The sequence below is a fragment of the Bacteroidetes bacterium SB0662_bin_6 genome (genome assembly GCA_009839485.1).
GTDB lineage: Bacteria > Bacteroidota > Rhodothermia > Rhodothermales > VXPQ01 > VXPQ01.
Genome location: VXPQ01000011.1, coordinates 1 through 13,060, shown reverse-complemented (window position 1 = coordinate 13,060; position 13,060 = coordinate 1). Strand labels below are relative to the sequence as shown.

Annotated in this window: 12 protein-coding genes; all 12 read left to right on the top strand. The window is 61.5% G+C overall.

The features are described 5' to 3' along the window. The first annotated feature begins 258 nt into the window (after nucleotides 1-258). The 12 genes from F4Y00_01415 to F4Y00_01360 all read left to right on the top strand — a co-directional run bounded on the left by F4Y00_01415 (nucleotide 259) and on the right by F4Y00_01360 (nucleotide 12,632). Nucleotides 259-2,829: a leucine--tRNA ligase gene (locus F4Y00_01415; protein ID MYE03623.1), complete on the top strand. Its 2,571-nt coding sequence runs from the start codon at nucleotides 259-261 to the stop codon at nucleotides 2,827-2,829. A gap of 1 nt (nucleotide 2,830) precedes the next feature. Next, nucleotides 2,831-3,613 (top strand): bacillithiol biosynthesis deacetylase BshB1, encoded by a 783-nt coding sequence (bshB1, locus tag F4Y00_01410; GenBank protein ID MYE03622.1) that lies wholly within the window; start codon nucleotides 2,831-2,833, stop codon nucleotides 3,611-3,613. Between the two features lie 23 nt (nucleotides 3,614-3,636). Continuing rightward, entirely contained in the window at nucleotides 3,637-4,095 is a 459-nt protein-coding gene (locus F4Y00_01405) for a DUF1801 domain-containing protein (GenBank protein ID MYE03621.1), read from the top strand. Nucleotides 4,096-4,209: 114 nt separating this feature from the next. Continuing rightward, on the top strand, nucleotides 4,210-4,788 hold the full coding sequence (efp, locus tag F4Y00_01400) for an elongation factor P (GenBank protein MYE03620.1): 579 nt from the start codon (nucleotides 4,210-4,212) through the stop codon (nucleotides 4,786-4,788). A gap of 69 nt (nucleotides 4,789-4,857) precedes the next feature. Beyond that, nucleotides 4,858-5,403, top strand: coding sequence for an acetyl-CoA carboxylase biotin carboxyl carrier protein (accB, locus tag F4Y00_01395; protein MYE03619.1), 546 nt, complete (start codon nucleotides 4,858-4,860; stop codon nucleotides 5,401-5,403). Between the two features lie 32 nt (nucleotides 5,404-5,435). Next, nucleotides 5,436-6,791 carry an acetyl-CoA carboxylase biotin carboxylase subunit gene (gene accC / locus F4Y00_01390; protein ID MYE03618.1) on the top strand — a complete coding sequence of 452 codons (1,356 nt, stop codon included), beginning with the start codon at nucleotides 5,436-5,438 and terminating at the stop codon, nucleotides 6,789-6,791. Nucleotides 6,792-6,822: 31 nt separating this feature from the next. After that, nucleotides 6,823-7,206 carry a glycine cleavage system protein GcvH gene (gene gcvH, locus F4Y00_01385; GenBank protein MYE03617.1) on the top strand — a complete coding sequence of 128 codons (384 nt, stop codon included), beginning with the start codon at nucleotides 6,823-6,825 and terminating at the stop codon, nucleotides 7,204-7,206. Nucleotides 7,207-7,216: 10 nt separating this feature from the next. Beyond that, nucleotides 7,217-8,785: a glutamine-hydrolyzing GMP synthase gene (guaA, locus tag F4Y00_01380; GenBank protein ID MYE03616.1), complete on the top strand. Its 1,569-nt coding sequence runs from the start codon at nucleotides 7,217-7,219 to the stop codon at nucleotides 8,783-8,785. Continuing rightward, complete coding sequence (locus F4Y00_01375; GenBank protein MYE03615.1) at nucleotides 8,785-10,248, top strand: ABC transporter substrate-binding protein; 1,464 nt, start codon at nucleotides 8,785-8,787, stop codon at nucleotides 10,246-10,248. The genes guaA and F4Y00_01375 overlap by 1 nt, the downstream gene beginning before the upstream one ends. A gap of 139 nt (nucleotides 10,249-10,387) precedes the next feature. Further along, nucleotides 10,388-11,203 (top strand): outer membrane protein assembly factor BamD, encoded by an 816-nt coding sequence (gene bamD / locus F4Y00_01370; protein ID MYE03614.1) that lies wholly within the window; start codon nucleotides 10,388-10,390, stop codon nucleotides 11,201-11,203. 31 nt (nucleotides 11,204-11,234) lie between these two features. Then, nucleotides 11,235-11,816, top strand: a complete 582-nt coding sequence (nadD, locus tag F4Y00_01365; GenBank protein MYE03613.1) for a nicotinate (nicotinamide) nucleotide adenylyltransferase — start codon at nucleotides 11,235-11,237, stop codon at nucleotides 11,814-11,816. A 231-nt stretch (nucleotides 11,817-12,047) separates the two neighbouring features. Then, nucleotides 12,048-12,632: a thioredoxin family protein gene (locus F4Y00_01360; GenBank protein MYE03612.1), complete on the top strand. Its 585-nt coding sequence runs from the start codon at nucleotides 12,048-12,050 to the stop codon at nucleotides 12,630-12,632. Nucleotides 12,633-13,060 lie beyond the last annotated feature (428 nt).

Below are 13,060 nucleotides of genomic sequence, written 5' to 3'. Positions count from 1 at the left end.
AACGCTTGCAAGGTATACATCCCTTTCCTGCTCCGCAAGGCCCGATCCGGATCGTTGCAACATTGTTACAATTTGCCTGCGCTTTACTTTACACGCTGTGTCGCCCGCGACATCCACGCTACGCCTCCGCCGTGCCCCCACCACGCCGGCGCAACTCCCGCACACTCCCTTCTCCCCCAAACCACCCCTTCCGAACCCTTTCACCCCTCAGAGAGTATCTACCCGCTTTGACCGATATTTTCTTCACCGAGGGCAGGCATGGCCGGATATCCCTTCGCCGAAATAGAACGGAAATGGCGGCAGTACTGGGACGAAGAACAGACCTTTCGGACTCCCGACGAGCCGGATCCGGATAAGGAGAAGTTCTACATCCTGGACATGTTTCCGTATCCGAGCGGAACGGGTCTGCACGTAGGGCACCCCGAGGGGTATACGGCAACCGACATCCTTGCGCGCTACAAGCGCATGAAGGGGTTCAATGTGCTGCATCCGATCGGCTGGGACGCCTTCGGCCTGCCCGCCGAGCAGTACGCGGTGAAGACGAACACCCACCCGCGCATCACCACGGAAGCGAACATCGTGCGTTTCCGCGAGCAACTCAAGATGCTCGGCTTTTCGTACGACTGGGGGCGCGAGGTTGATACGACCTCTCCGGATTACTTCCGGTGGACCCAGTGGATATTTCTCAAGCTGTACGAAAAGGGGCTGGCGTTCCAGAGCGAGGTGCCCGTCTGGTGGTGCCCGGAACTGGGCACGACACTGGCCAACGAAGAGGTGGTGGACGGGAAGTCCGAAGTGGGCGGCTACGACTGCGTGCGCCGGCCCCTGCGCCAGTGGATGCTGCGCATCACGGAGTATGCGGAGCAGTTGCTCGAGGGGCTCGACGAACTCGACTGGCCCGAGAGCACCAAGGAAATGCAGCGCAACTGGATCGGCAAGTCCGAGGGCGCCGAAGTGGATTTTCCCGTGTGCGATTTTCCGGACGAGAAGATCCGCGTATTCACGACCCGCCCGGATACGCTGTTCGGGGCCACCTATATGGTGCTGGCGCCGGAGCATCCCCTTGTGGCGAAGGTCACGACGCCCGACCGTCTCGACGAGGTTACGGCCTATGTCAGGGAGGCATCCGGCAAGAGCGATCTGGAGCGCGCCGAACTGCAGCACGACAAGACAGGCGTGTTTACCGGTGGATTCGCCCTCAATCCGGTGGACGGGGAGCGCGTTCCCATCTGGATCGCGGACTACGTCCTGATTTCCTACGGCACGGGCGCCATCATGGCCGTGCCCGCCCACGACGAACGCGACTATGATTTCGCGAAAACTTTCGACCTGCCGATCCGGGAGGTCGTTTCAGGCGGCGACATCGCAAAGGAGGCCTGGACAGGGGACGGCGTACTTGTCAATTCCTCCAGCGAGCACAGGGCGATCCCGGGCGTTGCCGAGCGGGGCGTGTCCATCGACGGATTGCATGTGGACGCCGCCATAAGGAAAATGATCGACTGGCTGGAGGCGAACGACTGCGGGTGCGGGAAGGTCAATTACAAACTGCGCGACTGGCTGTTCAGCCGCCAGCGCTACTGGGGCGAGCCGTTTCCGCTGATTTTCGTGGACGGCGTCCCGAAACCGCTCCCGGAGGATGCGCTGCCTGTGACCCTGCCCGACATTGCGGATTTCCGGCCTTCCGGGCATGTGGAAGGCCCGTTGGCGACGGCCACCGAATGGGTCGATACGGTCGACCCCGAAACGGGCGCGCCGGCCCGCAGGGAGACGAATACCATGCCGCAGTGGGCCGGGTCGTGCTGGTATTTTCTGCGCTTCATCGATCCGCACAACGACCGCATGCTGATCGATCCGGAAAAAGAGCGGTACTGGATGCCGGTCGATCTTTACATCGGCGGGGCGGAACATGCCGTGCTGCACCTGCTGTATGCGCGGTTCTGGCACAAGGTGCTCTACGACGCCGGGGTGGTCAGCACGCCCGAACCGTTCAGGAGGCTCATACATCAGGGAATGATCCTCGGCGAAATGGAGTATACGGTCGCCGGGCAGCGCGTGGACGAATCGGAGGTGCGGAAAGAAGGGGAGGGGTTTGTGCTCAGGAGCGATCCTTCGGTTCCGGCCGAGGCCCATGCCCACAAGATGAGCAAGAGTCGGGGCAATGTGATCAATCCGGAAGACGTGGTGCAGCAGTACGGGGCGGATTCGCTCCGCCTGTACGAGATGTTCATGGGGCCGCTGGAACAGGTGAAGCCCTGGAGCATGCGCGGCGTCGAGGGCGTACATCGCTTTTTGAACCGGGTGTGGCGTCTCCTGATCGACGATGAGACGGGCGCCCTGCAGGGCCGTGTGAACGGGGTCGCCGCGTCGAAGGAGCAGTTGCGCGTGTTGCACCGGACCATTGCAAAGGTCACCGCCGACATCGAGCGGCTGCACTTCAACACGGCCATTGCCGCCATGATGGAGTTTGTCAATGTCGCGTACAAGTGGGACGCGGTGCCTGAGGACGTGGCCCGCGCGTTCGTGCTTCTGCTGAGTCCTTTCGCCCCGCATCTCGGCGAGGAACTCTGGCGCAGGCTGGGAGGAGAACACACGCTGGCCTATGAATCCTGGCCGGAACTCGTGCAGGAATACCTGCATGAGGATTCCGTAGAGATAGCGGTGCAGGTAAACGGGAAGATACGGGCGACGATTACCGTGGCGCAGGACGCCGCAAAGGATGCGGTGCTGGAGACGGCCCGCATGGAGGACAATGTGGCGAAGCATATCGGGCAAGGCGCCGTAAAGCGAGAGGTATACGTTCCCGGCCGCATCGTAAACTTCGTGGTGTAACATGGCTTCCGGTGCTGCTTCCATAACGCCTCCACTGGACGTGCTTGCCTTTGGCGCGCATCCCGACGATGTGGAATTGTGCGCGGGCGGGACGATCTGCACGCTCACGAAGCAGGGATACCGCGTCGGCGTGGCGGACCTGACGCGGGGCGAGCTGGGCACCCGGGGGACGCCGGAACTGCGCGCCGAAGAAGCGGCCCGGGCTTCGGAAATCATGCAATTGACGGTCCGCGAGAACCTTGGCCTTCCTGACGGGAACATCGCCAACACGCCCGGGAACCGTCTTCCCGTCATCCGTGCGCTGCGGACCTGGCGCCCGCATATCGTGCTGATCGGCGGGCCGGAGTGCCGGCATCCCGACCATGGCGCCGGAGCCCGCCTGTGCGCCGACGCCTGCTTTTATTCGGGGCTGCAGGGCATCCCGACCGAGGACGACGAGGGGGCGCCGCAGCTTCCCTGGCGCCCGCAGCATGTGCTGCACTACATGCATATCGTCGAGTTCGAACCCACGTTCGTGGTGGATGTGACGGACGTTTGGGAACAGCGGCTCGAAGCGCTGGGAGCGTTCCGTTCGCAATTTTACAACCCCGGCTACGAGGCGGGGTCCGGCGAACCGGAGACCTTCGTATCGAACAAGGGATTTCTGGACTGGATACAGGCCCGGGCGAGAACCTTCGGTCACCGGATCGGGGTTGAATACGGGGAACCGTTCCTGTACCGCCACGGTCCGGTCGGCGTGAGCGACCTCATGCGCACGCTCGACAACAGGAAACAATTCCGGTAAACGCAATCCCGCATGTACGAACGATGGCCGAACTGAAAACCAGAAAGAACGACCGGAGCGTGGATGGTTTTATCGCATCCCTCGACGATGAGCGGAAGCGGCGCGAGAGCCATACGCTTGTTGCCCTGATGCGGGACATTACCGGGTACGAACCCGCCATGTGGGGAGAAAATATCGTTGGTTTCGGGAGTTACCTGTTCAAATATGCCAGCGGGCGGGAGATCGACTGGATGCTGACCGGATTCTCGCCGCGCAAGCGGGCCTTTTCCATCTACGTCATGACCGGATTTGACGGGCAGGACGAGATTATGGGCGCGTTGGGCAAGCACAAGACGGGCAAATCGTGCCTGTACGTAAACAAACTCGACGATATCGACATGGATGCGTTACGGAAATTGCTGCAAGCCTCTGTGAGGCATCTGGTCGAGAAATATGGTCCTGCCCAGCCTGCGGATGTGTCCGGTCCTGTCCGGATTGACTGACAGGCCCCTCCGGAGGTATATTAGCCCTTCGCCATACGCATTCCGCACAGGGCCGCGGAAGTCCTGTTTTAACGGCTTTTGCCGTGCAATGCACCGGTTCTCACTCCCTTCGCCATGCCTGATACAAGCGATTTTCGCAACGGCCTTACCCTCGTCCGGAACGGCGACCTGTGGACGATTCTGGAGTTCCAGCACGTAAAGCCCGGCAAGGGAGGCGCCTTCGTGCGCTCCAAACTGAGACAGGTTCGCTCCGGCAAAATCGTGGATCACACGTTTCGCGCCGGCGAGAAAGTGCAAACCGCCCGCATCGAGCGCCGCCCGCACCAGTTTCTGTATCAGGACGACTTGGGTCTTCATATGATGAATGCGCAGACCTACGAACAGTTTTCGTTGCCGGCGGATCGTGTGGAGGGACGGGATTTCCTTATAGAGGGCACCACCGTGGATATTCTGTTTCATGCCGAGGCCGAAGAACCGCTCAACGTCGAGTTGCCCGGAAAGGTCGATCTTGCCGTGGTCGATACGGATCCGGGCGTGCGCGGCGACACGGCTACCGGCGGCACCAAACCGGCCATCATGGAGAGCGGCGCCGTCGTGCTGGTTCCTCTTTTCATCGACGAGGGGGATGTCATTACCGTCAACACGCAGACCGGCGAATACGTAACGCGCGCGGCCACGGCGGAAAAGGCCTGACCAACTGTTTCCGAACCCCGATTTTTCCGAGTACTGTCCACTGAATCCGATCCTTGCTACCAGGTGCATATGGATCTTTCCCTGATCAGAAAGCTGCTTAAAATCGTCCGGGACAGCGGCGTCGCCGAAGTCGAGATTACGGAAGACGATTTCAAGGTGGTTGTCCGTACGCAGCCCCCTGCCGCACCGGCGCCTTCCGCGCCGCCGCCGGTCTATTCTGCGTATGCAGCGCCTCCTCCGGCCGCCTATGCGCCGCCTCCGGCGCCTGCTCCTGCGCCTTCTGCTCCCCCGGCGCAGCCCGCGCCGGTTGCTCCGGCGCCCGAACCGCCTCCATCGCAGGAAGCGGTGGCTGAGAACCAGCTGGCCGCCAGCCGGAACGGCACGGTCGTCAAGGCGCCCATCGTGGGCACCTTTTACCGGGCTCCGGCGCCCGGCGAAGCACCGTTCGTGGAGGTGGGGGATATCGTGCGCGCAGGGGATACGCTGTGTATTATCGAGGCGATGAAACTCATGAACGAGATCGAGAGCGAGGTGGACGGCAAGGTGGCGGAGATTCTGGTCGATGACGCGTTGCCGGTCGAGTACGATCACCCCCTCTTTTTGATAGAAACCTGACAACTGCCGGGCAGGTCGATCCCGTTTCCGTCGTGATCAAGAAGGTGCTCATCGCCAACCGCGGAGAAATCGCGCTCCGCATCATTCGAACCTGCCAGGAAATGGGGCTTCGGACGGTGGCCGTGTATTCTACGGCAGACCGGGACGCCCTGCATGTTCGATTTGCGGACGAAGCGGTGTGTATCGGCCCGCCTCCTTCCCGGGAAAGTTACCTGCGCCCCGACCGGATCATTGCCGCCGTGGAAGTGACGGGGGCGGACGCCGTACATCCCGGCTACGGATTTCTTGCGGAGAATGCCGATTTCAGCGCGATCTGCGAAGATCACGGGGTGATTTTCATCGGGCCGAAAGCGGGGACCATTGCCCTGATGGGGAACAAGAGTTCGGCCAAGGAGGCCATGCGGGACGCGGGCGTGCCGGTGGTGCCGGGTTCCGACGGGGCCGTGCCCGACGCGCGCGCCGGCAAGAAGATCGCCGACGACATCGGGTATCCGGTCATGGTCAAGGCGTCCGCCGGCGGCGGCGGGCGCGGCATGCGGATTGTTCGCGAAGCCGGCGACTTCACGCGCCAGTTTTCGGCAGCGAGCGCCGAATCCGAGGCTGCCTTCGGCAGCGGCGAATTGTATATCGAAAAATATGTGGACGGCCCGCGCCACGTGGAAATCCAGGTGTTCGGAGACGGCAAGGGGCATGTGGTGCATTTCGGCGAACGGGAATGCTCCATCCAGCGGCGGCATCAGAAACTGGTCGAGGAATCTCCTTCCCCCGCAGTCGATGCGGAGCTGAGGGCCCGCATGGGCGCCGCGGCGGTGCTTGGGGCGGAGGCCGTAGCCTATGCCGGCGCCGGGACCGTGGAGTTTCTCCTCGATGCTTCCGGCGATTTTTATTTCATGGAGATGAACACGCGCATCCAGGTGGAGCATCCGGCCACGGAAGAGGTCACCGGCGCCGACCTGATCGAACTCCAGATTCGCATTGCGATGGGCGAAGGGATTCCGGAAAAGGAAGTTCCGATGACGGGCCATGCCATAGAGTGCCGGATCAATGCCGAGGATCCGTTCAATGATTTCCGTCCTTCGCCGGGCGTCGTGACCGCGTTTCATACCCCGGGCGGGCAGGGCGTTCGCGTGGATACGCATGCGTATGCCGGGTATACCATTCCCCCGTACTACGACTCCATGATCGCCAAACTCATCGTGTATGCCAGGACCCGTCCGCTCGCGATCCGGAAAATGATGCGCGCGCTCGACGAATTCGTGATTGAAGGCGTACATACCACGATCCCGTTCCATCGCCGGCTTATGGAAGATCCCTCTTTCCAGGCGGGCGAGTTTACCACGGCGTTTCTCGATACCTTCGATCTGGCGCCTGCGGAAGCGGAAGTCTGACGTTTTTTGCCGCATTAGCATCACAGTTTCCATGAAATACCCTGCCGACCTTCTCTACACGAAAGACCACGAGTGGATACGCATCGAGGATGACGGCGCGTCGGCGACCGTAGGCGTTACGGACTTTGCGCAAGACGAACTCGGGGATGTCGTGTTTGTCGAACTGCAACCGCCCGGTTCGGAGATTGCCCGGGACGAGCCGTTCGGCGCCGTCGAGGCGGTTAAAACCGTGTCCGATGTGTATATGCCTCTGTCGGGCCGCATCCTGGAAATCAATGAGGAGCTGGAGGCGCACCCGGACTATGTCAACACCGATCCGTACGGGAAAGGCTGGATGATTCGCATTGCGCTCGCCGATGGCGCAGAGACGGGGGAATTGCTTTCCTCGGACGATTACGAACGCATGACCGGATAGGCCGCGCAAGATGCACGAACGCATCATCATTCTGGATTTCGGGAGCCAGTATACGCAGCTCATTGCACGGCGCGTACGCGAGGCGGGCGTGTATTCCGAAATTCATCCCTGCACCAAACCTGCGGAAGAAATCCGGGCGATGAACCCGCAAGGGATCATCTTGTCGGGAGGTCCCTGCTCCGTATTCGATGAAGGAGCGCCCCAACTGGACGCCGCTTTCCTCGAAATGACGCGGAGCGACGGGTCGCCGATGCCGGTGCTCGGCATTTGTTACGGCCTTCAGGCCATGGCCCGCCTTGAGGGAGGAGAGGTTGCTCCGGCCGAGCGCCGCGAATTCGGGCGCGCTCATTTGCATATCGACGATGCCTCGGGACTTTTCCAGGGCGTATCCGACGGCTCCATCGTCTGGATGAGCCACGGCGACCACCTGACCCGCCTGCCGTCGAATTACCGGGTGATCGCCCATACCGGCAATGCGCCGATTGCGGCGGTAGCGTCCGACCGGCTCCCCCACTACGGCGTACAGTTTCATCCCGAAGTGGTGCATACGGCCGCCGGGCGCCTGCTCATCGAAAACTTCGCCATGGGCATCTGCGGGTGCCGGGGCGACTGGACGCGGGCCTCCTTCGTGGACGAGAAGAAGCGGGAGATACGGGAGACCGTCGGCGATGCCCATGTGATTCTCGGTCTGTCCGGGGGCGTGGATTCTTCGGTGGCCGCCGTGTTGCTGCACGAGGCGATCGGTGACCGGCTCACCTGTATTTATGTGAACAACGGGGTGCTTCGGAAAGGCGAATGGGAGGAGGTACAAGCTGTTTTCCGGGATCATTTTCACCTGCGCCTGAAGGCCGTGGACGCCACCGATCTGTTTCTGGACCGTCTGGCGGGCGTCTCCGATCCGGAAGAAAAGCGCAAAATCATCGGCAATGCGTTCGTGGAAGTATTCGACCGCGCAGCCCACGAAATTGCGGAAGAGGCGGGCGATCATCCTGCATTTCTGGCCCAGGGGACCCTGTATCCGGACGTCATCGAGAGCGTTTCGTTCAAGGGGCCGTCGGCCACGATCAAAACGCACCACAACGTGGGGGGCTTGCCCGAGAAACACAATTTCGAAGTGATCGAGCCTTTCCGGGAGCTCTTCAAGGACGAGGTGCGCGAGATAGGCCGCCTGCTTGGCCTCCCGGAACTTATCGTCGGGCGGCATCCTTTTCCGGGCCCCGGCCTGGCTGTGCGGATCGTCGGTCCGGTGACGCGGGAGTCTCTCGCCATACTGCGCGAGGCCGACGCCATTTTTATCGAGGAGCTTCGTTTGAGCGGTCTGTACGATACGGTATGGCAGGCCTTTGCGGTGCTGCTGCCCGTGCAGACGGTGGGCGTCATGGGGGACGAACGCACCTATGAAAACGTGTGCGCGCTCCGTGCAGTCACCAGCGTGGACGGCATGACAGCGGACTGGGCGCGTCTTCCGGGCGATTTTCTGGCGCATGTGTCCAACCGGATCGTGAATGAGATCCGAGGAGTCAACCGGGCCGTATACGACATCAGTTCCAAACCCCCGGCAACGATCGAGTGGGAATAATGAGACGATTCGCGATGCAGGGTCTGATGCGCACGTTGCTTTTCATGGCGGTGTGGTATGCCTGTTTGGCGGCGGCGCCTGGCCTTGCGTTTGCCCAGGATGCCCCGCCTGTTGCCGATGTGCCTGAAATCGAGGATGCGGAGCGGATGTTCGAGGATGCCCTCGAAGCATTCGAACAGGGCGAATATGCGCTGGCCGGCCGGCTGTTCGGGGTTGTCCGATCGGCGTACGACCTGCATCGGAAGACCACGGCGGCCTTGCTTATGGAAGCGAAAGCGCTCTACCGGGAGGGGCGTTTCGAAGAGGTCATGGAGCACGCCGACCTCCTCGAGTCGGAATTTCCGTCGAGCGGCTACGTCGACGCAGCCCGGCGTCTCCGGGAGATGGCCGAAGAAGGGTTGGAACGCGACATTCCGCTGCCGCGCGATCTGGGCATTCTTTTGCCGCTGGACGGCAATGATGCCCCGCTTTCCCAGGCCCTTTTTACCGGGGTGCGCATCGCCGTGGACGAGCATAATGCGCAGCATCCCGACCGCCCCGTGCGCATGATTTTCCGAAACACAGGCGTCGATTCGGTCCGTGCTACGGGTGCTGTCGAGGAAATAGCCCTCCTTGGGGTGCAGGCGATCATCGGTCCGCTCTACAGCAGCGAGGCGGTGGCTTCCGCCGGGGCGGCGGAGCGGGCCGGGGTGGTGCTGGTTGCGCCTCTTGCCACCGATGAGCGCGTGTCGGGCGGGAAGCGCTACGTTTTTCAGGCGAATCCCACCATCGTCATGCGCGGGCGGCTCATGGCCCGCTTTGCCGCGAGGAGCCTGCGGCTGGACGATTTCGGAGTCATAGCCGAACGGGACCGCGACGGCATCAGCGAACGCATGGCGCAGGGATTTCTTGAGGAGGCGGTGCTGGAGGGAAGGACCGTGCGGTACGATACGCTGCTGGCTTCGCAAACGGCCTGGAGCCGCTTGTCCGAAACGCTGCCCCGGGACACGATTCTGAGCGCGAGCGCCGTCTACATGCCGATCGTTTCGGGAGAGAGCGTGGCCCGCATCGATGCAGCGATGGGAAGTTTCGAAAGCATGGGTCTCGGCGAGCGGATCCGCGTACTCGGAAACGGGGACTGGCGGCTTGCTCCGAATACGATGCGGGCCTCCCGGTACGCCACGACCTACGCCGACGATTTTTACGTGGACGGGGATGATCCTGCCCTGCAGGCATTTGCGGCGCGGTACCGCGAGCTTTCGGATGCGGAGCCGGAAGGGCGCCTTGCGATCACCGGGTACGATGTGGCCCGCTTTCTGCTTCCGCTTCTCGTGGATGATTCCGAAGAAGCGCTGGCGGATCGCGTGCGTGCGGCGCCGCTCCGGGAAGGACTGGGTACGCGCATCGACTTCGAGGGGGGCAACGTCAACGCGGCCATGTTCTGGTTCAGGTATCAGGACGGGATGGTGCGGCGGCTGAGGTAGGCGCGGGCGAAACGCCGCAGTCCGCTGTGCGCCGGCGGCAGGAACAGCAGGAGCAGGCGAAGGTACATACTTTCAGCCTTTTCCCGGCGCGTTTCGCGCGCTTTCCCTGTTCCCTGTGTACGTATTCACGCCGCTGATTATGTCCTGGTCCTTGCGCCCGTTTCTGCCTGTCGTATTGTTACTTACGGCGATTGCGCTGTCTGCGTGCGCCGGTGCGGGGCGCATCCGGTACGATTCCCCGGAAGATGCCTATACCAAGGGCCTGCGCCTGTTTGAGGAAGGGAGATACGATCGCTCCGTTCCGTTTTTCCAGGGCGTTTTCGATTACGGGCGGACCTCCGAGGTGGCTGCCGATGCGCAACTCCACCTTGCGCGGGCCCATTTTGAAAGCCGCGATTATATTCTGGCTGCTTCCGAATATTCGCGGTTCGTGAATACCTATCGGACCCACGAAAATGTAGAGGCGGCCGCGTTCGAGCGGGCTGTATCGTACTATCATCTTTCTCCGCAGTACGCCCTCGATCAAACCAATACCCGCCAGGCGATCACGTACCTGCAACTGTTTCTGGATCAGTTTCCCGATTCCGATTTGAAGGAGGAGGCGGAAGATCACCTGAAAGTCTTGCGGGAGAAGCTGGCGCAGAAGGGATACGAGTCGGCCGGCCTGTACGAGCGCCGGGGCATCTATGAGGCGGCGGCGCTTTCGTATGAACGGGTCTTCGATACGTATCCGGATACCCGGTGGGCCGACGATGCGCTGCTGGGAGCGATGCGCTCGTATATGGCGTTCGCCGATTTGAGTATCGAATCGCGTCAGCCGGAGCGGCTCCAGTTGGCGATCGACAATTATACCCGCCTCATCGAGCTTTTCCGCGACAGCCCGGTTGCGAAGGAAGCGGAGACGCTTTACGAAGAGGCTTCCGGGCGGCTTGCCGAACTTGCAATTACTAATTGAGCCTTAGGTGGCCGGATCCGCAACGGAAAGCGTGCTGCGCATCGGTGTTTTTGGGGGGACCTTCAATCCGCCGCACAGGGGGCATCTTCGTCTGGCGGAGATGGTGCGCGAGCGATTCGGCCTGGATCGCGTGCTCTGGATTCCGAACAGCCGTTCTCCTTTCAAGACCGGTGAGGAACTGGCCGATGCCGCGGACCGCCTTGCAATGGTTCGCGCCGCCACGGCGGGAAACGCCGCTTTTTCGGTCTCGGAAATCGAGACACGACAAGGGGGTACCTCGTATACGGTGGAAACGCTGCGAAAGTTACAGGAGGCGCATCCCGGCGCGGCCTTTCGCCTGATGGTAGGGAGCGATCAACTGCCCGGATTTTCCCGGTGGCGCGAGCCGGAAGAGATCGTCCGCCGCGCGCCGCTCATCGTGTTTCCGCGCGCGGGGTACGAGCAGGCGGCGGTCCCGGAAGGATTCGGAAAGTATGTGGAATTTGCCGACACGCCTCTGATCGAGCTGTCCGGTACGAACATACGGGAACGCATCCGGACCGGGCGGTCCGTCCGGGAGATGGTTCCCCCGGCGGTGCTTGAAATCATAGCGAAGCGGGGGTTGTATCGGTAGGGGTGGGACCTCCGTTTTTTTCGGACAGATTCCCGGGTACGTGGTATATCCGGCGGCGGTTTTTTTATTTTACCGGCAACACGCTGCCCGCTCGCTTGACAATCGCATGTCCAACGATGTATTCTGCGGGCGCAAAACGCTGCGCAAAGCAGCGTGCACAGGACACATCGATATCTGTCCGGTTTTCGTAACCACTTTCTTTTCGTTTTTCACGTACTACAAGGCAACATTATGGCGCTTACCTACTCGATAATGAAGGAGCTCGGATCGTCGGCTCCGCCCTTCGATCTGCCCGCTGCGAACCCCTCTGCGGACGGCCTTTCCGGCGACCGCCGGAGCCTTGACCAGTATGATGCGGCGGCGCTTGTCATCGTCTTTACCTGCAACCATTGCCCGTTCGCGAAGCATGTCGAGGATGCGCTGATCCGATCTGCCGCTGCCTGGGCGGACAAGGATGTACAGTTCGTACTCATCAGCGCAAACGACGCAAGGGGGTACCCGGAAGATTCTTTCGATGCGATGGCGGCGCGGGCCGCTGCAAAGGGGTATCCGTTTCCCTACCTGTACGACGAATCGCAGGAGGTCGCCAAGGCGTACGGCGCGGTATGCACGCCCGATCTGTTCGTGTACGACCGGGACAGGAAACTGGTCTACCGGGGGCGCTACGACGAAACCCGCCCCGACATGGGGGTCGCGACGGGCAAGGATCTGCACGATGCGCTCGACCTTTTGCTTTCGTCCGGAGAGGTTCTGGCCGAGCAGGTTCCTTCCATAGGATGCGATATCAAGTGGAAACCCGGCAACAGGCCCGCCTGATCGATCGCCTTGGGATACTCTGATTAGGTCCACAAAGCTCAGAGGCTGCGAGGGGTGCGCTGGCAAGGAATGACGAAGCAATGTGGCAGGCCCCACATAATGAGGAATGACACGGCCAGCGCACCCCTCGCAGCCTCCCGAAGGGCGCTTCACGTCCGCGGCGCTCTGGAACCACAATGTTTTCAGCCGATTTCAACGATGGAATCATGATATCCTTTACGCGCGAACGTGAAGCGCTGAGCGAAGTGGTTTTGATCAGAGTATCCCTTTGTAGTACCCGGTGATTCCGTGGAGTGGATTGTCCTTTTACCCCCCGTCATTGCTATTTCCCTGGCATTGTGGAGCCGTCGGGTGTACCTGTCCCTGCTGGCGGGATTATGGGTGGGGACCATCATCCTTGCGGGGTGGGATCCGGTGCGGGGCCTGGG

What these genes read in the sequence shown, in the direction of transcription:
- F4Y00_01415 (MYE03623.1), top strand. Translation starts at nt 259, where the DNA reads ATGGCCGGATATCCCTTCGCCGAAATAGAACGGAAATGGCGGCAGTAC.
- bshB1 (MYE03622.1), top strand. Translation starts at nt 2,831, where the DNA reads ATGGCTTCCGGTGCTGCTTCCATAACGCCTCCACTGGACGTGCTTGCC.
- F4Y00_01405 (MYE03621.1), top strand. Translation starts at nt 3,637, where the DNA reads ATGGCCGAACTGAAAACCAGAAAGAACGACCGGAGCGTGGATGGTTTT.
- efp (MYE03620.1), top strand. Translation starts at nt 4,210, where the DNA reads ATGCCTGATACAAGCGATTTTCGCAACGGCCTTACCCTCGTCCGGAAC.
- accB (MYE03619.1), top strand. Translation starts at nt 4,858, where the DNA reads ATGGATCTTTCCCTGATCAGAAAGCTGCTTAAAATCGTCCGGGACAGC.
- gcvH (MYE03617.1), top strand. Translation starts at nt 6,823, where the DNA reads ATGAAATACCCTGCCGACCTTCTCTACACGAAAGACCACGAGTGGATA.
- guaA (MYE03616.1), top strand. Translation starts at nt 7,217, where the DNA reads ATGCACGAACGCATCATCATTCTGGATTTCGGGAGCCAGTATACGCAG.
- F4Y00_01375 (MYE03615.1), top strand. Translation starts at nt 8,785, where the DNA reads ATGAGACGATTCGCGATGCAGGGTCTGATGCGCACGTTGCTTTTCATG.
- bamD (MYE03614.1), top strand. Translation starts at nt 10,388, where the DNA reads ATGTCCTGGTCCTTGCGCCCGTTTCTGCCTGTCGTATTGTTACTTACG.
- F4Y00_01360 (MYE03612.1), top strand. Translation starts at nt 12,048, where the DNA reads ATGGCGCTTACCTACTCGATAATGAAGGAGCTCGGATCGTCGGCTCCG.